Annotated in this window: 18 protein-coding genes; 9 read left to right on the top strand and 9 right to left on the bottom strand. The window is 52.0% G+C overall.

Features of this window, described 5'->3' with window-relative positions; genetic code table 11:
• Positions 1–14 precede the first annotated feature (14 nt).
• A complete protein-coding gene (locus HMPREF9441_RS04900) occupies positions 15–998 on the bottom strand; it encodes a polyprenyl synthetase family protein (RefSeq protein ID WP_008618664.1) in 984 nt (327 codons plus the stop codon).
• A 65-nt stretch (positions 999–1,063) separates the two neighbouring features.
• Complete coding sequence (locus HMPREF9441_RS04905) at positions 1,064–1,774, bottom strand: energy transducer TonB (RefSeq protein ID WP_008618667.1); 711 nt, start codon at positions 1,772–1,774, stop codon at positions 1,064–1,066.
• A 235-nt stretch (positions 1,775–2,009) separates the two neighbouring features.
• Here HMPREF9441_RS04905 and porQ point away from each other — a divergent pair, with 235 nt between their 5' ends.
• From porQ to HMPREF9441_RS04920, 3 genes are all read left to right on the top strand, one after another.
• Entirely contained in the window at positions 2,010–2,984 is a 975-nt protein-coding gene (gene porQ / locus HMPREF9441_RS04910) for a type IX secretion system protein PorQ (RefSeq protein ID WP_008618683.1), read from the top strand.
• A gap of 53 nt (positions 2,985–3,037) precedes the next feature.
• Positions 3,038–3,730 carry a (d)CMP kinase gene (cmk, locus tag HMPREF9441_RS04915; protein ID WP_008618684.1) on the top strand — a complete coding sequence of 231 codons (693 nt, stop codon included), beginning with the start codon at positions 3,038–3,040 and terminating at the stop codon, positions 3,728–3,730.
• Positions 3,731–3,942: 212 nt separating this feature from the next.
• Positions 3,943–4,803 carry a 4-hydroxy-3-methylbut-2-enyl diphosphate reductase gene (locus HMPREF9441_RS04920; protein ID WP_008618685.1) on the top strand — a complete coding sequence of 287 codons (861 nt, stop codon included), beginning with the start codon at positions 3,943–3,945 and terminating at the stop codon, positions 4,801–4,803.
• Positions 4,804–4,900: 97 nt separating this feature from the next.
• Here HMPREF9441_RS04920 and meaB read toward each other — a convergent pair whose 3' ends face one another.
• The 7 genes from meaB to HMPREF9441_RS04955 form a co-directional block, all read right to left on the bottom strand.
• Entirely contained in the window at positions 4,901–5,998 is a 1,098-nt protein-coding gene (gene meaB / locus HMPREF9441_RS04925; RefSeq protein WP_021981012.1) for a methylmalonyl Co-A mutase-associated GTPase MeaB, read from the bottom strand.
• 11 nt (positions 5,999–6,009) lie between these two features.
• Positions 6,010–7,083 carry a DUF1573 domain-containing protein gene (locus HMPREF9441_RS04930; RefSeq protein ID WP_008618687.1) on the bottom strand — a complete coding sequence of 358 codons (1,074 nt, stop codon included), beginning with the start codon at positions 7,081–7,083 and terminating at the stop codon, positions 6,010–6,012.
• Between the two features lie 156 nt (positions 7,084–7,239).
• Entirely contained in the window at positions 7,240–8,256 is a 1,017-nt protein-coding gene (locus HMPREF9441_RS04935; protein WP_244949622.1) for a DUF4837 family protein, read from the bottom strand.
• A 2-nt stretch (positions 8,257–8,258) separates the two neighbouring features.
• Positions 8,259–9,320 (bottom strand): esterase-like activity of phytase family protein, encoded by a 1,062-nt coding sequence (locus HMPREF9441_RS04940; RefSeq protein ID WP_008618689.1) that lies wholly within the window; start codon positions 9,318–9,320, stop codon positions 8,259–8,261.
• Complete coding sequence (locus HMPREF9441_RS04945) at positions 9,317–15,097, bottom strand: alpha-2-macroglobulin family protein (RefSeq protein ID WP_008618690.1); 5,781 nt, start codon at positions 15,095–15,097, stop codon at positions 9,317–9,319. The genes HMPREF9441_RS04940 and HMPREF9441_RS04945 overlap by 4 nt, the downstream gene beginning before the upstream one ends.
• A gap of 418 nt (positions 15,098–15,515) precedes the next feature.
• Positions 15,516–16,976: an aminoacyl-histidine dipeptidase gene (locus HMPREF9441_RS04950; RefSeq protein WP_008618691.1), complete on the bottom strand. Its 1,461-nt coding sequence runs from the start codon at positions 16,974–16,976 to the stop codon at positions 15,516–15,518.
• A gap of 31 nt (positions 16,977–17,007) precedes the next feature.
• Positions 17,008–18,090, bottom strand: a complete 1,083-nt coding sequence (locus HMPREF9441_RS04955) for a lysylphosphatidylglycerol synthase transmembrane domain-containing protein (RefSeq protein WP_008618692.1) — start codon at positions 18,088–18,090, stop codon at positions 17,008–17,010.
• Positions 18,091–18,152: 62 nt separating this feature from the next.
• On the opposite strand from HMPREF9441_RS04955, the gene rsmA reads away from it, so the two are divergent.
• The 6 genes from rsmA to HMPREF9441_RS04985 form a co-directional block, all read left to right on the top strand.
• A complete protein-coding gene (rsmA, locus tag HMPREF9441_RS04960; protein ID WP_008618693.1) occupies positions 18,153–18,986 on the top strand; it encodes a 16S rRNA (adenine(1518)-N(6)/adenine(1519)-N(6))-dimethyltransferase RsmA in 834 nt (277 codons plus the stop codon).
• A gap of 201 nt (positions 18,987–19,187) precedes the next feature.
• Positions 19,188–20,114 (top strand): magnesium transporter CorA family protein, encoded by a 927-nt coding sequence (locus tag HMPREF9441_RS04965; protein ID WP_008618694.1) that lies wholly within the window; start codon positions 19,188–19,190, stop codon positions 20,112–20,114.
• Between the two features lie 113 nt (positions 20,115–20,227).
• A complete protein-coding gene (locus HMPREF9441_RS04970; protein ID WP_458692661.1) occupies positions 20,228–22,036 on the top strand; it encodes a DUF349 domain-containing protein in 1,809 nt (602 codons plus the stop codon).
• Between the two features lie 65 nt (positions 22,037–22,101).
• A complete protein-coding gene (locus HMPREF9441_RS04975; RefSeq protein ID WP_008618696.1) occupies positions 22,102–22,989 on the top strand; it encodes a site-specific integrase in 888 nt (295 codons plus the stop codon).
• 291 nt (positions 22,990–23,280) lie between these two features.
• The gene (locus HMPREF9441_RS04980; RefSeq protein WP_244949623.1) at positions 23,281–23,562 is read left to right on the top strand and encodes a hypothetical protein; all 282 of its coding nucleotides are present in this window, start codon (positions 23,281–23,283) and stop codon (positions 23,560–23,562) included.
• Positions 23,563–23,607: 45 nt separating this feature from the next.
• Positions 23,608–24,154: leucine-rich repeat domain-containing protein (locus HMPREF9441_RS04985; RefSeq protein WP_008618699.1), on the top strand; the 547-nt coding region annotated here is incomplete at its 3' end.

The following is a 24,154-nucleotide window of genomic DNA, read 5'->3' on the forward strand; positions in this document are numbered from 1 at the left end:
ACTTCCCCGTTCCTTCAAGACTTCCGATTCAACAAACTTTGCGCCATCTCCCACAACGGTTCCTTCCGCTCCTCCGGCAAATTCACCTTATCCAGAATTTCATGAGCCCGTTCAAAATAGAAACGGATTTTCTCGTCGCACAAGGCACGGACACCCATCTTATCATACAGTTCTGTTACGGCGGCGATTTTTTCTTCAGGCGCATAAGTCCCCTCTTCTTTTTCCAACCACTGCTCCAACCGCTCACGATCGGCAGGCAAAGCGCGCCCCAACGCATTAATCAGCATATAAGTCTTCTTGTTGCACAGGATATCCCCTCCTATTTTCTTACCGAAGACCGCCGGGTCGCCATATACATCCAAGTAATCATCCTGCAACTGGAAAGCCAGACCGAGATTCTCGCCGAAACGATAAAGAAGCTCCGCATCCTGCCGGGGGGCATCCCCCAGCCATGCCCCGATTTTCAGCGCGCAAGCCAACAATACGGATGTCTTCAAACGAATCATCTCTATATATTCTTCTTCGCTGACATCCGCACGGGTCTCGAATTCAATATCGTATTGCTGCCCTTCTCCTATTTCAAGGGCAGTTTCCGTAAACAATCCCATAACGTTTCCCAATTGTTCCACCGGACAACCCTGCTGCATGTAACGGTAAGCCATGACCAGCATGGAGTCCCCACTCAATATCGCGGCATTGTCGTCCCATTTCTTATGCACCGTAGCCATACCCCGCCGCATATCGGCCCTGTCCATCAAATCATCGTGCAACAACGTATAATTATGATAAATCTCGATGGCCATGGCCTGGGATCCGATAACCTCCACCTTTTCCTTATAAAGGTTATAAGCCATCAACATCAATACCGGCCGGATTCGCTTCCCCCCCATCGAAAGGACGTAACGAATCGGTGCATAGAGTTCCGCCGGCTGACGCTCGAAAGACATTCCGGCAATCTCACCGTTAATGTAGTCTAAAAGTTCTTTCCAATTATACATAGGCTATACTTTTCACAAAAAGAGGCTGCCGTGAGCAGCCTCCTTACATTATACATCTTATTATATTATTGCAATCTGAACATCACCGGCAATGAGAACTTCACACGTACCGGTTTACCTCTTTGCTTACCGGGACTCCACTTCGGCATCATCTTCAACACGCGCTCAGCCTCTTTCGACAAATAAGGATCCGGACTACGCACAATCTTAATATCCACGATAGAACCATCCTTGTTCACCACGAACTGAGCGTATACACGTCCCTGAATACCTTGCTCCACACAAATAGGGGGATACTTGATGTTGTCGGACAACCACTTCATACAAGCTTCTTCACCACCGGGGAAGCGAGGATTCTCCTCTACGATGTCATAAATCTGGTTCTCGTCCACTTCTTCCACCACAGGGCCTACCGGTCCCGTAGCTACGGCCGTTGTCCCCGTACCCGGAGTCGTCACAATGGCTTGGTTCACTTCCTCGGAAGTTTCCACTTCCTCCTCCACCAATTCCGTTTCATTGTCCACGATATTGATGATTTCAGCGATTTTCGGAGCTGCAGCCGGGGGTGGTGCCACAACTTCGGGCTGTTGCGTGATGGGAATCATGTCCTCCTCAATCGCCGCCGTGAATACAGGTTCTGTTTCAATAACCTTCTTGTCATGCTGTGTCCACTCGAATGCGACAAACATGGCCGAAAGAGCCAAGACAAAGCCCATCAGTAATCCAGTGCCTTTCTTGCCTTCGAGATCCGCGCTCAATGATTTTTTAATTTCCATATTATATTTAGCTTTTTACGTATTCTTCATGCAAGGGCAAAAGTAGCACATTTTTTTTATATCTCATGCGCTTCGCCCCATTTTTTTTCCAATCTCACATTTTTTTTCGTTCCACACCCTAAATCGGACTTTTTCACGTTATATCTGCATAACGGTATGCCCATACGGAATTATCGCGCAAATATAATCAGATATTTCAGAAAATCCGTATCTTTGGCCACAAAATTCATTTCAGATGACGAAAAAGCTTATTTTAGCATTATATATCCTGCTTGCTGCCGCGTCGCATGCCCAAGAAAGCAACTCCGTGTTCAACTTCTTGGAAATGCCTGTGTCCGCACATTCCACGGCTTTGGGCGGACGCAATATCTCCCTGATAGAGGACGACGCGTCGCTCGTTTTCAGCAACCCCGCACTGCTCAGTTCCGTAAGTGACAAGACGCTGAATCTCAATTTCATGACTTACCTGCAAGGATGTAACGTGGGGAGCGCGGCGTTTGTCAAGATATTGGGAGAACGTTCCACAATGGGCGTCACGGCGCAATATGCCCACTACGGCACCATGGACGAAATCACGGCCGACAACGTCACCGTGGGCTCTTTCTCGGCCATGGACATGGCTTTGAGCGGCATGTATGCCTACAACCTGAACGACCGGTGGGCCGGTGGTGCCACAGGAAAGTTCATCTATTCGAAATACGGCGACTATTCGTCTGTGGCACTGGCCGTAGATTTGGGCGTAAATTACTACAACGAGAACACGGATTTCTCGTTGTCGGCCGTAGCGCGCAACCTGGGCGGACAGGTAAAAGCATTCGGCGAAATTCACGAAAAGCTGCCCTTCTCCATGCAAATCGGTTTTACGAAAGGATTCGACCACGCCCCATTCCGCGTGTCCGTCACCCTCGTGGACCTGACACGATGGGACAAGGATTACTATTTCGCATCGGGCGAAGAGTTGTCTACAGGCAAGATGCTCATGAACCATCTGGCAGCGGGCGTGGATTTCCTGCCTACCGACTACATGTACCTGTCCTTGGGTTACAACTTCCGGAAAGCCAACGAAATGAAGGCGGTAGGCTCTTCCCACGCCGCCGGTCTTTGTGCCGGTGCGGGCATCCTGCTTTCCCGTTTCGGTTTCGGACTGGCATACGCCCAGTACCACCTGTCCGCCCCGTCTTTCGTCTTCAACGCGTCCTACCGCCTGTAAGGACAGACAAGTCCTCATTTCAGCTTATACATTATTATAATATACAGAACGACATGAAGAAAATCACGATTGCCATAGACGGTTTTTCCTCTTGCGGAAAAAGCACGATGGCCAAAGATTTAGCTCGCGAAATAGGCTATATTTACATCGACAGCGGTGCCATGTACCGTGCCGTCACGCTCTACTGCCTCCGGCACGGGCTATTCCACGGCGACGAGGTAGACACCGACCGCCTGAAAACCGCCCTTCCGCACATAGACATCGCTTTCAAGCTCAATCCCGAGACGGGAAAACCACAAACCTATCTGGACGGGGCGTTGGTGGAAGACGACATCCGTACGCTGGCCGTATCGTCCAAAGTCAGCATCGTGGCCGCACTCGGTTTCGTGCGCGAAGCCATGGTCAGCCTCCAACAACAGATGGGACGGGAAAAAGGTATCGTCATGGACGGACGGGACATCGGCACGACGGTGTTCCCCGATGCCGAGCTCAAAATATTCGTGACCGCCTCGCCCGAAATCCGTGCCCAACGCCGCTATGACGAATTGCAGGCCAAAGGTGAAAAAGGCAGTTACGAGGAAATCCTGGAAAACGTGAAAGAACGCGACCGGATAGACACGAGCCGCGCCGTAAGTCCGCTCCGTAAGGCCGACGACGCCATAGAACTGGACAACAGCCACATGACGATTTCCGAACAAAAGGAATGGCTCGCAGCCCGGTTCCGCAAAGCTGCCGGAGCGGAATAAAGAGGATTCCATACAAACATGCAAACCATTGCATACCAATAAGATAGAGTCGGCTAAAAAATCTACTGAGAATGAAAAATCAATCTCTTGAGATTGAAAAATCGTTCTGCTCCGATTGATTTTCCATTCGGAGCAGAACGAAACGACAACTTCAGCAAAACGGAAAAAGGGACTGTACGGCACAGTGTTTAAAACTTAAAGGATTCTTACAAATGAAGATAGAGATAGACCAAGGGTCGGGCTTCTGCTTCGGCGTGACCCGCGCCATCAACAAGGCGGAAGAAGAGCTGGCACGGGGAGCCACGCTCTATTGTCTGGGCGACATCGTGCACAACGGCAAGGAATGCGACCGTCTGAAAAAACTCGGCCTCATCACCATCGACCACGCCACATTCTCGACCTTGCATCACGCCAAAGTGCTCTTGCGTGCCCACGGTGAGCCTCCGGCCACGTACGGGCAAGCCGAAACCAACGGGATTGAAATCATAGACGCGACCTGCCCTGTGGTACTTCACTTACAGGAACGCATCAAAAAGGAATACCAGGAGGGGGGCACGGAAAGCAAACAAATCGTCATCTACGGAAAGAACGGCCATGCCGAGGTGCTCGGTCTCGTGGGACAGACCGACGGCAAGGCCATCGTCATCGAATCGCCGGAAGAAGTAGACAAACTGGACTTCAACCGGGACATTTGCCTGTATTCGCAAACCACCAAACCGTTGGAGGGTTTCCGGAAAATCGTGGAATACATCGGCGCGTACATCTCTCCCACAGCAACCTTCCGTTACTATGACACCATTTGCCGCCAAGTGGCCAACCGCATGCCGCACATCCGCGATTTCGCCACGCGCCACGATGTGATTCTCTTCGTGTGCGGCAAAAAGAGTTCCAACGGAAAAGTCTTGTACGACGAATGCCGAAGCGTGAACCCACGCTCGTATCTGGTGGACGCCGCGTCGGAAATCGATTTCGCCTGGTTGGAGGACTGCCGTTCGGTAGGCATCTGCGGGGCCACGTCCACTCCGAAGTGGCTGATGGAGGAATGCGCTGAAGCCATCCGGAAGCGGATGTAACCGTAAACACACAGGACGGGGCTTCCTGTCCAGAAGAAAAACAGCCGGGACGGATGCCACACATCCGTCCCGGCTGTTTCCTACGCGCCACCTCCGCTCACCGGAGCGAGGCGAAATATTCATCGAGCAACTGTTTGGCTGCCACGAAAGAGGTTTGCCGTCCCGACAACACCATGGCTTCGGCTTCAGCCAGACGGGATACAATTTGTTCGTTCTGGAAAAAGCTGTTGCGCAACTGCTCGTTGATGGTCTCATACATCCAGTATTTGGACTGCTCGTTGCGCCGATGTTCGAAATATCCGTTCCCTTTCACAAAATCCATATAACGGTACACCATGTCCCAAATCTCCTTCACGCCCAAATTGTAAAAGCCGGAATAGGTCAGCACTTGTGGCGTCCATCCGCTTTCTGGGGCTGGGAACAGGTGCAACGCATTGCGGAACTGCGTAGCGGCCAACTGGCACTTATCCACGTTGTTCCCGTCACATTTGTTGATGACGATGCCGTCGGCCATCTCCATGATACCGCGTTTGATGCCTTGCAACTCATCTCCCGTACCGGCCAACTGGATGAGCAGGAAGAAGTCTACCATGGAATGACAGGCCGTTTCGCTCTGTCCCACGCCCACCGTCTCCACGAAAATCTTGTCGAAACCGGCAGCCTCGCATAGGATGATCGTCTCACGCGTCTTGCGGGCTACGCCGCCTAACGAACCGGCCGAGGGACTGGGACGGATAAAAGAGTCGGGATGCACGGCCAGTTTCTCCATACGGGTCTTGTCGCCCAAAATACTCCCTTTGCTCCGCTCGCTGCTCGGGTCGATGGCCAGCACGGCCAATTTGCCTCCGTACTCCTGCAACACATGGATGCCGAACACGTCAATGCTTGTACTTTTCCCGGCACCGGGCACCCCGCTGATGCCCACGCGAATGGAACGCCCGGCATGGGGCAGGCATTTTTCTATCACTTCCTGCGCCACGGCCTGATGGGCGGGGTTCGTACTTTCCACCAACGTCACGGCCCGTCCGAGTATCGTCACGTCCCCTTTCAGGATGCCTTCCACATAATCCCCTGCCGACATCTGCCGATGCCGGTACCGGCCGCGCTTCAGGTACGGGTTCACAATCGAAGGTTGGGCTACGCCGCTGTTCACGGTCAGTCCCTTATATTCCGCACTGTTCTCAGGATGTTCCATAGCCGTCATCTTTATTGCTTCACGTTTACGGTAATAATCTCTTTCGAGCGGGCAGGGTCGTTCGTAATCAACAACACGCGCGGGCTGCTCTTCACTTTATTCAGATATTTAGCCAACACCGTGACTTTCAGCTTCGCCGTCTCACCCGGCTCGATATTCCGGTCGCTCAACCCCACAGCCAAAGCTTTATTGAAGACTTGCAAAGTCCGGATTTCGAGCGTACGCTTGCCCTTATTGCTCACAAGGACTGTCATCGACTTCTTACGCTTGCGTCCCAGTTCGCCCATGTCCAATGTGTCGGCGGAAAGTTCCATGTGAGGTGCCTGTTCCCTGTCTTTCGCCGACAAAGACGAAAAGTCGGGCAACAACACGGAAGAAACTGTAATCTCATTGTCCTCCGACACCTTGTCGCCCACCTTACGGGCCAAGTAGATGGAAGTCTGCGTCAACCCCATCTGGTGCAACTTCTCACTGTCCAGCGTGAGCATGATCTTGCCGATACGCCCGCCGCTCAACGTCTCCGGGAAATACTGTGCCGAAAGATAAGGCGGCAAGTGCATCAGATAAGGCTTGTAACTCTTCCGCCCCATATTGACGATTTGCAGTTCCACCATCGGATGATCTCCGCGATTCACATTGTCAAATTCTATATTATTGATATTCAATCGCACATTCCCCAAATCTATGGGAAAAGAACCTGAATAGTCGGACAGCTTAGACACCACGCGCCCTTGTATATGCAAATAAACCGGCTCGTCCGAAGCATTGGTGTACACCTCAAGGTCTTTCTGGAAAACGCCCAACATCTTGGCGTCATATATCGCTGTGATCGTACCTTCCGCTCCGGGGGCTATCAGCTCGCGCGTCCAGTCTACGGCCGTACAGCCGCATGAAGGGATGACTTCCGTGATACTCAACGGGTCAGTCCCCGTGTTGCGCAACGTAAAGTTTACTTTAGAAGGCAGTTGAAACATAATCTCACCCATGTTGGCCACATCGCGGTCTACGGCAAGCCGGGGTTGTGCCCACACAACTCCCGCCAGTATCATTCCCCAAACGCTCAGGAAGGTTCTTTTTACAGACATATTCGTACTTTCATTTGGTACAAAGATAGTGAAAGGTGAGCGCAGAGACAAACGAAAACGCAGTTTTCTGATTGGTCTATACCGAACCGCATCCTATCTTCGTGAGAACAAAGATAAGAAAAACGGCCCCATCCCACAAGGAAGGAAGCGTTTTTTTCAAGGTTTCATCGGAGCTAACGTACGCAAGGCGGCTTCCATGCGGCGCACCAGGTCGCGTTTGTTCGTATCGGGCGAATAAATAAAACCTTCCGTCACCAACAAACGCCCCTGCGCAGAGTCGGGATATGCCAACGACACGAAAGGACCGCCGAGCGCCCCTTTGCGCATCTCCCACAGACCGCGCATCTCATATACCTGACGCCCGTCGGCCAACTGAACCGACCGCTGCACCACCAACGGTTCGCCGTTTTCACGTGTGGTGGTCATCCAGTTCTCGGGTGTCGAACCGGGAATATTCCGTTTCATGACCGAATCACGCAGTTCTACCCACCGTTTGGTCAACAACATGCTGCTGTCCGCCAACGGAAGACTGTAGCATACATAGTTCATATCTTGTGTCTGACGGTCTGACGAAGCCCAGATAAACTGTTCCCCCTTTTTGACCTTAGCGATATCTGCCGGCACCTTCACCGTATAGCCGAAAAGTTCCCGCGACGCGTCGTCCACAATCTTGCTGTACTTTTTCTTCAAACGCGCTGCTTCCCACTGCATTTCCGAAGCAAGGAACAAATCGGTTATCTGCTCCCGATGGGTCATCAGAAAATGGTTGAGCGAAGCCGCGTCCCGCGCCTTGATGTTCACATAAGTCTGCGGCACGGCTTTCACATTATACGCCACTCCCATTTCCACGCCATCGGCTTGAGGGTCCTCACGTACCTCGATGATATTGCGCATCGTGGAGTATTGCCCCGAATAATTTTCCGGAAAGATCCGTATCATCCGAAACATGGGTTCATGTTGCGACAAACCGGGCACACTGCCTTTCAACACATCTTCCAACGAGTCACGGGCGCTCGTTTTCCAAAGCGAAGCATCTACAATCAACAACAACTCTCCGGGCAGTCCCTTAGACGGCCCCAACGGAGCTTTCTTTTCGCCACCGCCACAGGCGAAACACATACACGCCAGGCAAAGGGCTAAAATTCCTTGCCTCCAAAAACTTTTCTTCTTCATATTCATTTTATTTTAGGCGAGACACAAACGCGAATCCAATCCCGCAAATGACACAATCTGTTTCCATAACCACCCTGCGAATCACTCACGAGCAGCCATGTACGCCGTCCGTCGGCCAGACGACTTCCTTCGCACAGTCCTTCGTAATTGGCCAGTTTCGGCCTGACCAGACGCATGCGGGTGGAAAAAGCCGCAACCGATTCCTTTTTCAAAGCGTAGCCGGACAACCGTTCCCACGGGGTATTTTCCGGAAGTGCCGTTCCGGAACCGAGTACTACCTCATAAATCTTCATGTCGGTACGGGCTTTCAACCGCCTCTTCGGGACATTGAATTCCCGTTCCATCACCCACAAGCGTCCGCCTTCCTGCGGCCAGATCGCGACCACCCCGAAAGCATACTGTTTTCCTTTGGCCTCCGATTCGGGCATGTCCAACGGATAAGCATACGACGCACGCGGCAGCCCGTCACGCCCGAAACTCTGCAAACGAAGGCAAACGCCATGTCCTGCACCGGGCTCTGCCACCCTGCCGTCGGCTTTCAAAGCATTCTCGGTCACGGTCCAGAAAAGTCCGGACGCACGGTCGTAACCCAAAGCTTCGAAACCATAATTCGGCGTAATGGCCGACCGTCCCAATGCCGGAGGAACAGCCAGTTCGCGGTGTACCGGTGTGCCGTCCGTCCGATAGGCCACAATACGTTGATCGGCTTCTCCGCTTACCCACACCAAAGAATCTTCCGGCACGAAAGCCACACCCTCCGCATCCCTACCGTTTTTCAATGCGGAATCCGTTCCACGGAATCCTTCATTCACCACCTCGGTCACCTGTCCCGTCCGCTCATCCTGCCGGATACGGAACACAAAGAATCCGTCTTGTACCTCCTTGTCGCTCACCACGGCATAGCGCCCGTCTCCTATCGGCGTTATCCCACTGTAATTCCCCGGCGGAATGTTCCACTGTCCCAAATCTTTCGGTTTCAAGAGTTCCACTTGCTGAGCTTCCGCATATCCTGCGGAGAGCCACAGCATCCCCATACCGAGTGTTATATTCAATATATACTTCATTCGCTCACCTCCAATACCGTTCCTGCCCCGTATGCACTGAATTCCGGTGCATACACTCCGTTCAACTTCACTGCACCGAGGGCATAGCGTCCGGCACGCTCCACGTAGCATTCCGCTTCTATCACGTAAGTTCCCTTGGGCAAACGCTCGAAGAAATAGTTCGTCGAAGCGTCCTTCACCTCCTTATAATATCCCAAACCATTGCGGTATTCATAGCCCGAACGGGATTCCACAGGTTCCAGACAAGCCGCGCGTCCCGCCTTCAGACGGACATACTCATAGTCGCGGTCGGACGTGAGCACGTAACGGAGCGTCACGCGGTCGCCCACCCGGGGATGTTCATTGTCCACTTCTTGGCGGATGCGAAGACCCGAAGCGGAACTGCCGACCTCGGACAGCGGCAAACGGTATTGCGCATACACCGCACCCCAAGCGGACGGACGGTCTTCCGCCTTTTCCACTTTCAACAAACCGGCACCTTTCGACAGCTCGCGGCCTTCCACCGTAGCCGTCACCGTACCCAAACCTGCCAACTTGCTTTCCGAGGATTTCAATACGGCCAGTTCTTCACCCTTGGGACTTTCCAACCGAACCACATCATTCGAGCGCAAAACCAAATCCCGTTTTTGCCCTTGCATCAAGGCATACACGGCATCCATACTGCTCGTGGTAGTCCCCCAGGCCTGCAAACGCTTCTGCGATAACAGCCAGCGGCACAGTCCCTCTTGTTCCTTTTCATCCGTGTTTCCCGGAGCAGACAATGCTTCCATCAACAATGTATGCACCGCAATCTTCCGGTCGGAACCCACAAAACCGTTAGACGGATATTCCAGATGCAACCCTTCTGCCCCGTCCACTAAATGTTCACGCAAAGAACGTACCAGTCCGGCGGCGGCATCAGCCTTGCCCATATAGCGCAATACGATGACGGCCTGGGCGGTTTCGGTAAGAGATAGCCTGTCACTATCCCCCGCCATCCGTCTTTTACCGTCAGCCTCTCTTTGTTCCACACAATCCAGAATACGGCTTTGCATGTATCCCAAGTCCTTACGGACAGACGCATCAAACCACGTCACATCGCTCAGGCTTGCCAAATAAAGGTAATCCAACCAATAGGAACCTCCGTATGCATGGATTTTATGCTCGCGCAGGCTTTCCTTATCCGTGATGATTTCTTCGTGTGCCTTGCCCATCAAATATACCATCATCTTCTTCACGTCCACATACTGCGTCAAGAGGCTGTCTGTCTTTACGCCCGCTCCGCTCCGGAGCAACAGACGGGCCACACGTCCTGTCAGCCATGCGTTGCCGGACATCCCTTCGAACCAACCGAAGGATCCATCACCACGCTGCAACTTACCCAAAGCCTCAGCAAACCGGCGGCGCAAATCAGCCTGACGGTTGGCATCGAACAACTGTTGCAAAGCCGTTAACCGCTGTGTCTCCATCTCGGCATCAGCCACCCAAGGTGTTTCTTCCAGCACGATGCCGGTCAGGTCTTCCCCACCAGACAAAGGACTTTTGAACTCTTCACCCGCCTCGCGTTGCCAAAGTTCTACCGCCGTTTTCACCTGCGGATACCGTACGGCTAACGTAGAAGAAAGCGTGGAAGCATAATAGGCCGCGCCCAATGAGAGCACATCATCCGTCCGTGGCTCCAGCACGGAAGGCAGGGCCTGCACGGCATACCACAAGGGATTGGCCGTATATTCCACCGTCAGACGACGGTGCTCCGCCTCAGGATGGTTGTCTTGGAACAAACCGTCGAGCCGTATCATCGTATCCCCCTCGTGCGACACCACGAAAGGCTGCGTCTGCGTCAGCCATTCCTTGTCCTCCAAAATGGGGAGGTAACGCTGTTCCCCGTCGGTATGTTCCCCGGCTTCGAAGATTATGCGGCAAGCCGGCAAGGACACAGTGCCTGAAGGTGTGTAGGCAAAAGACACCACCGTATCCGATTCCGCCTCCATCTCCACCTTCACCGTCTCTTTCCAAAGACCCTCGCCCGTAGCCGGGTCGAACACTTCCATCGTGGCCTTGCCTTCCAACGTTTTCTCTGTCAAGTTGAACAACGTAGCCGAAAGCGTGGCACGGTCGCCCATCCGCACGAAACGCGGCAGGCTGAGTTGAGCCATCACCTCCTTGGCGGCCACCACTTCGTCCGTCAACAAGCCCGCCATCATGTCTTTCGTATGGGCCAAAGCCATGAATTTCCACGTTGTCAGGCTTTCGGGCAAAGTGAAGCGCAAGGTCACCACACCGCTCGTATCGGCCATCAAACGGGGATAGAAAAAGGCCGTTTCATTCAGATTCTCACGGACGGCCACGCCCGGAGCCTTATCCATTTCCGCCTTTGCGACACCTTCCACCAAAGCTTGCTCCTCCTCCGAGGGTGATTTCAAAGCCATGTATTCAGGCGCACCGGCCGCAGATGCGGCTTTCTGCTTCCCAAACTTCATTTCCACCCCGGCTATCCTACCGCTGCGCGGTGCCGCGCCCACTGCCAGGCTATTGTCCGCAATCATGAGCACCTCTTCCACGGTGCGCAAGCCGCCCCACGCCATCATCATCGGATTGAAATAGTCGAACCGTAGGGGCTTGACGGATTCACGCCGCACCGAAGCATGGTAGGACATATTGTCTCCGCCATACAACCAAAACTTGTTTATATCCACACGAGGCAAAGAGAGCGGAACATAATGGGAAAAATTCCACGCATGCGGCTGTATGCCGTCCAACGAGGCATCGTAAAGCGTGGCCATCAACTGTGCCGGGGCGGGCAGGCCATCGGGCCGGGTGATGCGGAGGTTCCAAGTCTCTTCGCTTCCCGGCAGCAAGCGGTCGCGGAAAGAAGTCCACGAGAGGCGTAACCTACGGTCGGGCTGTTTACGAATGAGATGCTGGCTTTGGCCGTAATACTGTCCGTCTTTGACAAAATAGAATATCGCCTGAAGGCCGTCTGCCCCGGCAGGCACCTCAGGATACTCGAAATGCAGGATGGAATCCGAGAAATGGAAAACTTTCTCTGCCAAAATGCGGTCTTCGCAGAACAGCATATAGAAAAGCGACACACTGTCGGCGCCGCTGCCCACCATCAGACGGGCGGGACGACCGGCAGAGACCGTATCGTCTATACAATAATAGAAAAACTTTTCGCCGCCTCCGGGATGCCGGTCGGACAAACTGAAAAGCACGAAAGGATGGGCATATTCAAGCGTATCAGACTCCGTCACAGCACGCAATTGCATCTCGTAACTGCCGGACGGAAGTGCGGACAATTCCGACAAGCGTACCGGCTTATTGGCAGGGAAGGCAAAGCCGGAAAGCACCTTTTCCACCTGTTTCCCATCTTGCATCCGGTAGATTTCACCCGTCACTTCCACCCTGCCCTTGAATTCGGCGCCGGCATTCGTTTGCACCACAGCCTTGAGAGCGGGTAAACTGTCTTTCGTCCAATATGTACCGGTCTCCAACGTAAGCCGCAAGCTTTCCTCGTTCAAAGGGAAGGACGTTTTAGCCGTCTGTGTCTCACCGGACGCCCCCATGACCGACACATCCACGAACTGTCGGGCACCATACCTTGGTCCACGCCTCCCGGCCTCACGCACCGGAACACGCAACGTGAAGCGTCCATCTTCGCCGGTATAAACCGTGTCGATCGGAATTTCCTCTCCTCCACGGTCCACCCTATAGAACCAACTGCCCACAACGGAAACAGCCGTCACGCGAGCCTGCCGGAGCGGAACCCCGTTATAACCCATGGCCGTACCGGCCAAGCACAAAGTGTCGCCTGCCTGATAACGCGCCGTAATCTCATCCAGACGGACTTCAAAGGTCGGTCGTTTGTATTCCTCCACCGTAAAGCCTACGCTGTTGTTCCCCGTACGCACGGCATAACGCCCCGAAAGCCCTTTCACCGGTAAGGCAAATGTGGCAGAAAACGTTCCCCATTCGTCACTTTCCACCGTCTGTTCAGCTACGGTCTTTCCGTTCGGGTCACGCAAGGCCAGTACCACCTTGCGCCCTCCTGCGGCCTGTTCCCTGTCATTCTTCCGGTCCCAACACAAGCCCCCGATGTAAACCGTCTGGCCGGGGCGGTACACGGCGCGGTCGGTGTAAAGTCGTTCCTCACCGTGCGTTCCGTCATCCGTCCGGTAAGGCTGCCGGAAGGTGCAACTATGTTCATATTTATAACGGTCGTCTCCTTTCCTCACTTTGATGGAAAGGCTGTAACGGTCGGCATGTTTTTTCCTGTAATCCGCAAAGTTCCATCTGGCCTTTCCCTCGACATCCGTCTGCGTGGAGTAAACCACGTCCTTTGCGGCACACCACTCCACGGTGGCGGACGGCATGGGAGCACCAGTTTGCGCATCGACTACCGTGCAGAGGCTCGTGCTGTCCGGCAAGTCCCCGGCCACCACCTCGAAACGTGAAGCACGGAGAGAAGCCACCATCTTGCCGTCGGATGAAGCCACACCGTCGGCCTTCCCGACCACCACAAAGTAGCCCACGCCGGGACAAGCCAACCGGAATGTATCCTCAACTTGCAGGAAAGCCGGTTGCGACTGCCAATTCAAACGATCCGTTTTCCTCAACACCCCGTATTTCCGCGCATAGGCAGCCTCATCTTTCTGATACTCCGCCCTCCGCGCATACGCTTTGGGAAAGCCATCGGGAAGCTGGTACCAACTCAACGACATGCCTGCCACGTTGCGATGTTCCACGACATACCCGTTCGGGACGCCGGGATAAACCTCCGCAGGGAAGCGGAGGAAAACAAAGGGAGCTTCCAACTGCCGTTTTCGGTTCAGCAATTCCTTGGCACGCGGATATGCCTTATATTTCGCATATCCTTCCTCAGCCCAAGCCACCTTCGTGCCCGGAGTAACCTCCAAATCCAACATTCCTAAATACACTTCCGCCGACAGAGGCAAATCGCCGAAACAGGAAAGCAACCGTTCGTAAGCTTTATAAGCAGGTGATTGCAACACCACGCGCTCGGTTTCCTCGGGAGACAAGCCGCCGGTTTGCCCCGCCAGTTCCACATCGCCCCGCTCGAGGGCAAATGCAACGGAATCGACGGACACGAGTAATTCAGCCTCACGGTTTCCCTGGGCGCGATAAACGGCCAACATTCGGGCATAAACCGTATCGAGCACATACGAGCCTTCGCCCTTGTTCGCCCTCGCTTGCACAGCCCGCCGTCCGATGACATTCAGCAAATCCCCGCCGAAGTAACCGGCATCCTTCCCTTTTTCCACAAAAGGCATGTAGTCGGTGGCTTTGGCTGCTGCCAACAAGTCCGGACGGGCCATGGACAGCAGGTAATTCTCCGACGAGACCTTCATGAACTGTTCCCACGACCACTCGCGGATGCTGTCGGGATGAGCGTCCGTCCGGTCGCTGTAATTCCGGTTACGGTTGGCATTGTCTTCATACAATTCTCCCAACACGGAGGCCAGCACCGCCCGTTGAACCTCGTCGGCAGTCTGCCGTTTAAGCCGTTCCAATTTCATAATGTCGGAATAAAAACTGTCGGGTACGATGTCCTGACGGAGCTTGCAACCGTAGAGCAAAGCTGCCATCCGCTGACCTTTTTGCTGCTCTTTGTCTGCTTTGGCGGCTATCTGTCCCACTACTTTATAAGCTGATTTCGGTAAATCTTGTCTTTCATATTTTTCCACTTGTTTCCATAAATCATCGAAACTCGCAGCCGGGCACCCTGTTCCGAAACAAAGGAACATCGCGCATATACTCCATAAGATTTTTTGCTTCATAGTTATTTCTTTTGGTTTTTAGTACTGATTTATGCAAATAACGGCATTCTTCTTGAGAAATGAAACTATTCAACGTTATAATATTCTAAAAACCGTACATCACAGACCGACCGGGTTTCCAGTTCACCCGTACCCAAAGCCCAAAAACCTGAAAAGCCACGACAAAACGACAAGTGAGGAGAGCGTAAAATCGTTCTGCGCCAAACGAAAAATCAGTCTCAAGCGATTGATTTTTCGTTTGGCGCAGATTGATTTGCGAATCTAAGGAGAACTTTTTAGAGTATTCAATAATCTAAAACACAGCTATTTACGAATACAAACCAAAGCAGTAAGAAATCTCCACAACGCCATGCGGCCATCCGTCCGTGGCATGCCTCCCATTATCTCCCAAACATACCATGGCCTTCATGGAAAAAATTTATGCCTTCTCCGGTATCCGGCGGAGCAGTTCTTTCAGGAACGCCCAGAATTTGGCCACCGAAGGAATATGGCAACGCTCATCCGGCGTATGCGGCGAACGGAGCGTAGGACCGAAACTTACCAAGTCCATATCGGGATATACCTCCCCGATAAGACTGCACTCCAAACCGGCATGTACTACCTGCACCAATGCCTCTTCGCCGAACATTTCCTTATAGATTTCCACCATCTGTGCCGTAATCTGCGAATCGAAATTAGGCTGCCATGCCCCGTAACGGCCACTGAATTCCACCTTCATACCCGCCATGTTGAAGCAACTTTCCAACATGGTTCCGATATAATCCATCATGCTCTCGCTCGAACTGCGTGCCAGAATCAGCACTTCCGCACGTTCCGGCGTCACGTTGACAATCGCCAGATTGGACGAGGTCTCCACGATGTGCGGAATGGACGGGATGTAGCGAAGTACACCGTCATGACAAGCCATAATGGCATCCAACACATTGTCCTGAATGTCTTCCGGCACTTGGGTAGCAGGCAAATCCACGCGCTCCATCGTCATCACGATGTTTTCTTCCACCCCGCGGTATTCTTCGGCAAACATTTCCGTACAATATTCCACCAGTCCCTGCAACTCATCGACATCATCAACCGGTACCGTCACCACCGCTTCGCTCTCACGAGGTATGGCATTGCGCATATTGCCCCCCTTCCACGAAGCCAAACGCGCTTCGTTCTCACGAATGGCCATATTCAGGAACCGCGCCATCAGTTTGTTGGCATTGGCACGACCCTCGCAAATCTCCAGACCGGAATGTCCGCCGCGCAGACCTTTGACCGTCACTCTAACCGCCACGTCAGCCGGATCTGCCTCCACGGCTTTATAGGAAATCGATGCCGTGACGTTCACCCCTCCGGCACTTCCTACCACAAATTCGCCCATCGTCTCGTTGTCGAAGTTCAGCAGGATGTCGCCCGTCAACGTGTCGGGCGCAAGATGGTTGACCCCGTACATGCAAGTTTCCTCGTCGGCTGTAATCAATGCCTCCAACGGGCCGTGCTCCAGGCTCTCGTCTTCCATCACGGCCATAATGGCCGCCACCCCCATTCCGTCGTCCGAGCCCAAGGTCGTCCCCTTGGCTTTCACCCACTCGCCGTCGATGTAGGTTTCGATGGGGTCGGTCTCAAAATTATGCCGGCTCTCCGCCGTCTTCTGCGGCACCATGTCCATATGGGCTTGCATGACGGCTTTTTTGCGGTTCTCCATCCCCGGCGTGGCGGGCTTGCGCATGACGATGTTCTCGCCCTTGTCCTTAAAAGCCTCTATACCGTGCGCAGCCGCCCAATCCAACAGGAATTGCTGCACTTTCTCCAAATGTCCAGACGGACGCGGAACGCGGGTCAACGCATGGAAATTCTTCCATACGATCTGCGGTTCCAAGTTCTTAATCTCGTTCATAACAACCTATATTATGGTTCAACAATCCAATTTATTCCGTTCCGTCCTCCCCTCCGGCCAAGCACCTCCGGCGGGTAAAGGCCAATGCCCCCGCAGCATAGAGCCCGAGCAAGATGACGAGCAGGGTTTGCAACGTATGTACGATGAGCACGAACACGACAGCGTCCGACTCGCATACGCCGTAGAGCACCAAAATGGTCTTTACCGCAAAATGCCACGGCCCGGCACCGTTCGGCGTGGGTACCAAAACGGCAAACGTGCCGACCACGAAAGCAATCAAAGCCGCCGTAATCCCTAATCCCGAAGTATAGGAAAAACAATAAAAAGTCAAATAGAAATGCAGGAAATAGGAAGCCCATATCCCAAACGAATACATTATATATATAGGGACATGACGGACATTGCGCAAAGAAAGTACACCGTCCACCACATTGCGGAGCAGGTTACGGGTGTGGTTGAACCATGCCAACCGCTTGGCCAAAACGGCAAGAAAGACCAGCACGACCAACAAACAGGCCGCCGTGACCCAATAACCGGCTGCCGAGAAACGTCCGGCCAGTTCTTCAAAACTCACTCCCGTCTCGGCAAAGAACACCATGAACACCTTGACTTGCAGCAAGACGGTCAAAGCAGCCAATAACAACATCAGGAGGGAATCCACCATACGCTCGGTCACCACCGTCCCCAAGGACTTCGTAAAAGAAGTCCCGTCATATTTCTTCAGTACCCCGCAACGCAAGACCTCTCCCACCCGGGGCACCACAAGACTGGAGGCGTATGAAAGGAACACGGCATGCACGCACGAAGACAAACGCGGACGCTCGTCCAACGGTTCCAAGGCTTGCCGCCAACGGGCCGCCCGCAAGACTTGCGCCAACACGCCGAAAGGCATGGAAAGCCACATCCACGTCCAATTCATCCCGTCGTTCAACGCGTCCCACAGCCCGTTCCAGTCGAAATCACGGTACATCCACCACAAAATCAAGCCTCCCAACACCAAAGGAAAGGCTATTTTGAATAATTTGCTCACGCTCGGCAGATTCAGAGCAAGCTCTGTCTGCACTCGCTTAATCGCAAAATTCAACGCATGACGAATGATCTTAGAAGTTTCCAATGCCGCCTATGTCTATTTTTTAATTACCTTTGTCCCCACAAAAATAAAACAAAAAAACAACAATGAAGACAGTCAAGCCCAAAAAGTTTCTCGGACAGCATTTTTTAAAAGACCTGAAAATCGCACAGGACATCGCCGATACGGTGGATGCCTGCCCCGGAATCCCGGTGCTCGAAGTGGGGCCGGGCATGGGTGTCATGACCCAGTTCCTCGTGCGCAAAGACCGCCCCCTCAAAGTGGTCGAGATTGATTTCGAATCCGTGGCCTATTTGCGCACCCACTATCCCCAACTGGAAGAAAACATCATAGAAGACGATTTCCTGAAAATGCATCTGGAACGGACGTTCGGCGGACAGCCGTTCGTGCTTACGGGCAACTACCCTTATAACATTTCCAGCCAGATATTCTTCAAAATGCTCGACTACAAAGACCTCATCCCTTGCTGTACGGGCATGATACAGAAAGAGGTGGCGGAACGCATTGCCGCCGGGCCGGGCAGCAAGACCTACGGCATCCTGAGTGTGCTGCTTCAGGCATGGTATAGCGTTGAATACCTGTTCACGGTACATGAACACGTATTCAACCCTCCCCCCAAGGTGAAGAGCGCGGTCATCCGTATGACACGCAACGCCACAACGGACTTAGGCTGCGACGAGCGGCTCTTCAAACAAGTGGTGAAAACCACATTCAACCAACGGCGCAAAGTGCTTCGCAACTCCATCCGCCCTGTGCTGGCCGATGCCGACCACAAGGTACAACAGGAAGGACGGCTGCCTAAAGACCACACCGAATTTCTCTCCGCCGAGATTTTCGGTCGCCGTCCGGAGCAATTATCCGTGGCCGAATTCGTCAATCTGACCAATGCCGTGGCCCGGGAAACCTCCGAAACGGCATAATCCGGGAAAAAGATAGAAAAAACGGCTCCAAAGCCGTTTTTTTATTTGTAACTTCAAGCGGTTTATCGTATCTTTGCACCGCAATTTATCACAGTGTTTATTTAAAATGGACGATTATCACGCGGAAAATATGAACTAAGTAGGACAGAGGTTTGCAAGGAGCTGCCTCCGTTCCGTTATAATTATGGAGGATTTTTATTCATGCGAACATACTGGAATACAAACCGCGGCCTGCGCACGCTCGAAAAGTGGGAACCCAACTGCTGGGTACAGGTTACTTGTCCGACTCAGGACGACATAGATTATCTGGAGAATACGCTCCACATTCCCGATTACTTCTTAATGGACATCGCCGATACCGACGAGCGTGCCCGCTATGAGTTCGACGACGGTTGGATACTCATCATCCTGCGTATCCCCTACGTGAAAGAAGTACGCTCGCGTACGCCTTATACGACCATTCCCCTCGGTATCATCCTGAACAAAGAGGTGTGTATCACCGTGTGCAACTTCGAGACGAACATGATGATAGACTTCGTAAGCTATCAGCAAAAACGCGGATTGGGATTCACCGACTCCGTGGACATGGTGTTCCGCCTGTTCCTTTCGTCTGCCGTGTGGTACCTGAAACGGCTGAAGCAAATCAACCTGCTCATCGAGAAAGCCAAGCAACACTTGGATCGTAACGTGGACAACGTGGACCTCATCAACTTGTCGCGCCTGCAAGACAGTCTGACTTATTTCATCACTTCCATCCGAGGCAATGAAACCCTGCTCTCCAAACTGAAGTTCAAACTCCCGGTGGACGAACTGGACGCCGACCTTATCGAGGATGTCAACATCGAGATGAGCCAGGCACGCGAGACGACATCCATCTATGCCAACATCCTCGACTCGACGATGGACACCTACGCCAACATCATCAACAACAACACGAGCGGCGTGATGAAGATGTTGACCTCCATCTCCATTATCCTCATGTTTCCCACGCTCATCGCCAGTTTGCTCGGCATGAACCTGGTCAACGGCATGGAGAAATGGGCTTGGGGATTCCCGGTGGCTTTGATGCTTACCGTGGGCATTACCGTGGCATTCGTATGGTATTTTAAGCGAAAAACATGGATTTAAAGCCGGGCAAAGTAAAAAAACAGGAGATTTTTTAGGTTTCCACCGTTTTTTATACTTAATTTGTGCCGGATTAAATGAATAGTAAAACCGAATCAGATACTAAAACAAGTAACATGATGGACTCTCAAGAAACTCTCCAGACGGAAGAGAACGTAACAGAAAACGTAGCACCTGAAGTGAACGAAACGGAAAATCAAACGATAGAAGTGCCGCAAACACAGGAAGAAGTCGTTGCACGAGTGAAGGAATTGGCCGAAGCCGACGCTCCGGCCGAGAAACAGGAGTTGGACGCCCTGAAACAGGCTTTCTATAAAATACATAAGGCAAACGTGGCGGCAGCCCGTGCGCAATTCATCGAAAACGGAGGCGAGCCCGAAGCTTTCCTTCCGACACCGAATGTGCTCGAGGACGAATTCAAGGCGGCCATGAACGTCATCAAGCAAAAAAGAGCTGAATTGCAGGCTGAACTGGATCGACAGAAAGAAGAGAACTTGCAGAAAAAGCAAGAGATTCTGGAACGGATCAAGGTATTGAGTGCCACGCCGGAGGAAGCCAACCAAGCCTACAAAGAGTTTAAAGAGCTCCAGAACCAATGGAAGGAACTGACGCTCGTCCCGGCAGAAAAAGCCAACGAACTGTGGAAAACCTACCAGTTGTACGTAGAGCAATATTACGACCAACTGAAGCTCAACAACGAATTCCGTGAGTACGATTTCAAGAAGAACCTGGAAATCAAGACACGCCTTTGCGAGACTGCGGAGAAACTGAACGAAGAAGCCGATGTCATATCCGCTTTCCAACAGTTGCAAGCCTTGCATCAGGAATTCAAGGAAACGGGTCCCGTAGCGAAAGAATTGCGCGAAGAAATCTGGGCACGCTTCAAGGCTGCATCTACCGCTGTGAACAAACGTCATCAGCAATATTTCGAGGAACTGAAGCAGAAAGAAGAAGAAAACCTTGCACACAAGACCGCACTCTGCGAGAAAATAGAAGCCGTCGACCTGACGGCCATCAAGACGGCGGCTGCATGGGAGGCACAGACGCAGCAAATCATCGAGATGCAAAAGGAATGGCGTACCATTGGTTTCGCCCCTCAAAAGATGAACGTGAAGATTTTCGAGCGTTTCCGTGGCGCATGCGACCGGTTCTTCACGGAAAAGGCTGCATTCTTCAAACGCCTGAAAGAGGAACAGGCTCAAAACTTGGCCAAGAAAACGGAACTCTGCGAAAAGGCCGAGGCACTGAAAGACAGTACGGATTGGAAAGCCACGGCCGACAAGCTCATGCAGATACAAAAGGAATGGAAGACCATCGGTGCCGTTCCTAAAAAGCATTCCGAATCCCTTTGGCAACGTTTCATCGGTGCCTGCGACTACTTCTTCGAACAGAAGGGCAAGAACACGGCATCCCAACGTGGGGAGGAAAAAGAAAACTTGCAAAAGAAGGAGCAGGTCATCGAAAAACTGAAAGCCTTGTTGGAGTCTGACGAGGAAGAAAACAAACAGGACGCCGTAAGAGAACTGATGAAGGAATGGAACGAAATCGGTTTCGTACCTTTCAAAGAGAAAGACAAAATCTATAAGGCTTACCACGAAACGGTAGACCAACTGTTCAAAGCCCTGAACATGTCGGCCGCACGCCGCCGTCTGGACAACTTCAAGAATAACTTGAAGAACGATGCCAAAGAAGGCGGACAAGGCTTGTCCCGCGAACGGGAACGCTTGGTACGGGCCTACGAAAACAAACGCAGCGAAATCAAGACGTACGAAAACAATCTGGGCTTCCTGACTTGCAGTTCTAAGAAGGGCAGCAGCCTCCTCAACGAGATGAACAAGAAGATGGAGAAGCTGAAAGACGAATTAAACCTGATTGGCGAAAAGATTGCCGCCATCGACAAGGAAATGTCTGCACAGTCAGAATAAAAGAGACAAACCATTTATAAACAGCTTGCCGCATCCGGAATTTTACTTCGGATGCGGTTTTTTTTATGCAAGTTTTTGAATTCATGCTCCGCCACAGCATGATGTGGCGGAAAACAGGACGGACGCGCAGCGCAGAGACTTGCCTCACCGCCCTGAACAGCTTCAAGCGTTTCCGGAAGCATGTCGACTTGAGTTACGACGAAGTAACCTCCGGCCTCGTGCAACGTTATGAAAGCTATTTAAAGGAACAAGGTCTCTGCCGCAACACGTCATCATTCTACATCCGGCAGTTCCGCACCTGCTACAATCTGGCTGTGGAACAAGGCCTGACTGCCGACCGGCATCCGTTCAGGCACGTCTACACCGGAGTGGACAAGACCGCGAAACGGGCACTCCGGCAAGAGGACATATCACGAATCTACCGCATGGATTTGTCCGGCTTGCCACAGGCAGCTTTTGCCCGCGACATCTTCATGTTCAGTTTCTTCACCCGTGGGATGTCGTTCGTGGACATGGCCTACCTGAAAAAGTCGGACGTGTCGGACAGCACACTGACCTACCGCCGACGGAAAACGGGACAAAGCCTCTCTATCGGATGGGAACAACAGATGCAGGCCATCGTAGACAGGTACGCCACGGAAAAGGCCACAAGCTACCTCCTGCCCCTCATTACGCGGGAGGACGGCACGGAACGTACCCAGTACGAAAGCAAGATGCAGCAAGTAAACCGGCATTTGAAGAAAATCGGGCAACAGCTCGGCCTGCCCATACCGCTGACCACGTATTGTGCCCGCCACTCCTGGGCCACCATAGCCCGGGACAGGAATGTGCCCCTTGCGGTCATCAGCAAAGCCCTCGGCCACGACAACGAACAGACCACGCGCATCTACCTCGACTCTATCCGGACATCGGTAGTGGACGATGCAAACCGCATGATTATCGAGGGGTTGTAAAAGCGGGCACGGCAAGGCGGTTTACGAGTGAAACGTGAAGAAAACGACAATGTCGGTCTCTGCGCAAGAGACCGACATCCACCTGCAAAATTATGAAAAGTTTATTGATAGCCAATCATTTCCATACAATTATTTTATTCTTTTCTTGAAAAATATATTCCAAAAGCAGCATGACACACGCCGTGGGAATCCTCTAACCTCATGTTGTATAGGCATATAAGCCCCTTGTCGGTCTCTTGCGCAGAGAACGACAAGAAAGGAAAATGTAAAATCAATAAAAGAATTAAAATTATGGAACCAAACAGAACTCCAAAACAATACCTGATAAAGTTTACATTGGCAACGAACGAATTGAAAATCAGATTCCAAAGCGACTATGATTACAGCCAAGAGGACTTCATCCCCCACCTTTATGATGAGATAAAGCATCTCATCCAACTGTCTCATGACAAGGCAAAAACAGATGAGAAAGAAACTATATTCGCCAGTAATATAAAATTATTCATGGACGGAAAGGAAGAAGCTATATTCACCTCTGAAAAGAGCTTGCAAATATACCCTCCACTAAAATAAAAATCGAAGAAACTATAACAAACAACATATTAAAACAGAACTTCTATGAGAAAAATTTACCTCTTCACATTCATGATGTTACTGCTTGTCCACCTTAAAGGACAAGCACAACAAATCACATTGCACGTAGAACGAGCCGGAACCCTACCCGGCATGATTGACGAAAGCAGGCTTCCTTACATTACCGACCTCAAACTTACAGGGGAACTTAATGGTACAGATATTAAATTTATTCGGACATTGACACAAGAGAATCTACGATTCTTAGATTTATCAGAGGCACAAATCGTTGAAGGAGGCAATCCTTATACAATAAGTTCTTCCGTACAAATAACTTCTTCCGTACACTATTATACAAGGAATAATATTATCGGTGTGCTCATGTTCTGTATTGAGGACAGACGGAAACCATCTGTCATATCAAAGATAATTCTACCCAAGTCAACCTTAGAAATTCAGTTTCGTGCTTTCAGCGGTTGCACAAACCTTACGAATATCGATATTCCCAACTCGGTCACAAGTATTGGAACGGAAACTTTCAGCGATTGCACAAGCCTAACGGACATCAACATCCCCAACTCGGTCACAAGTA

The sequence above is a fragment of the Paraprevotella clara YIT 11840 genome, assembly GCF_000233955.1.
GTDB lineage: Bacteria > Bacteroidota > Bacteroidia > Bacteroidales > Bacteroidaceae > Paraprevotella > Paraprevotella clara.

Coding starts and splice junctions, on each gene's coding strand:
- HMPREF9441_RS04900 (WP_008618664.1), bottom strand. CDS start 998: ATGTATAATTGGAAAGAACTTTTAGACTACATTAACGGTGAGATTGCC.
- HMPREF9441_RS04905 (WP_008618667.1), bottom strand. CDS start 1,774: ATGGAAATTAAAAAATCATTGAGCGCGGATCTCGAAGGCAAGAAAGGC.
- porQ (WP_008618683.1), top strand. CDS start 2,010: ATGACGAAAAAGCTTATTTTAGCATTATATATCCTGCTTGCTGCCGCG.
- cmk (WP_008618684.1), top strand. CDS start 3,038: ATGAAGAAAATCACGATTGCCATAGACGGTTTTTCCTCTTGCGGAAAA.
- HMPREF9441_RS04920 (WP_008618685.1), top strand. CDS start 3,943: ATGAAGATAGAGATAGACCAAGGGTCGGGCTTCTGCTTCGGCGTGACC.
- meaB (WP_021981012.1), bottom strand. CDS start 5,998: ATGGAACATCCTGAGAACAGTGCGGAATATAAGGGACTGACCGTGAAC.
- HMPREF9441_RS04930 (WP_008618687.1), bottom strand. CDS start 7,083: ATGTCTGTAAAAAGAACCTTCCTGAGCGTTTGGGGAATGATACTGGCG.
- HMPREF9441_RS04935 (WP_244949622.1), bottom strand. CDS start 8,256: ATGAAGAAGAAAAGTTTTTGGAGGCAAGGAATTTTAGCCCTTTGCCTG.
- HMPREF9441_RS04940 (WP_008618689.1), bottom strand. CDS start 9,320: ATGAAGTATATATTGAATATAACACTCGGTATGGGGATGCTGTGGCTC.
- HMPREF9441_RS04945 (WP_008618690.1), bottom strand. CDS start 15,097: ATGAAGCAAAAAATCTTATGGAGTATATGCGCGATGTTCCTTTGTTTC.
- HMPREF9441_RS04950 (WP_008618691.1), bottom strand. CDS start 16,976: ATGAACGAGATTAAGAACTTGGAACCGCAGATCGTATGGAAGAATTTC.
- rsmA (WP_008618693.1), top strand. CDS start 18,153: ATGAAGACAGTCAAGCCCAAAAAGTTTCTCGGACAGCATTTTTTAAAA.
- HMPREF9441_RS04965 (WP_008618694.1), top strand. CDS start 19,188: ATGCGAACATACTGGAATACAAACCGCGGCCTGCGCACGCTCGAAAAG.
- HMPREF9441_RS04970 (WP_458692661.1), top strand. CDS start 20,228: ATGATGGACTCTCAAGAAACTCTCCAGACGGAAGAGAACGTAACAGAA.
- HMPREF9441_RS04975 (WP_008618696.1), top strand. CDS start 22,102: ATGCAAGTTTTTGAATTCATGCTCCGCCACAGCATGATGTGGCGGAAA.
- HMPREF9441_RS04980 (WP_244949623.1), top strand. CDS start 23,281: ATGGAACCAAACAGAACTCCAAAACAATACCTGATAAAGTTTACATTG.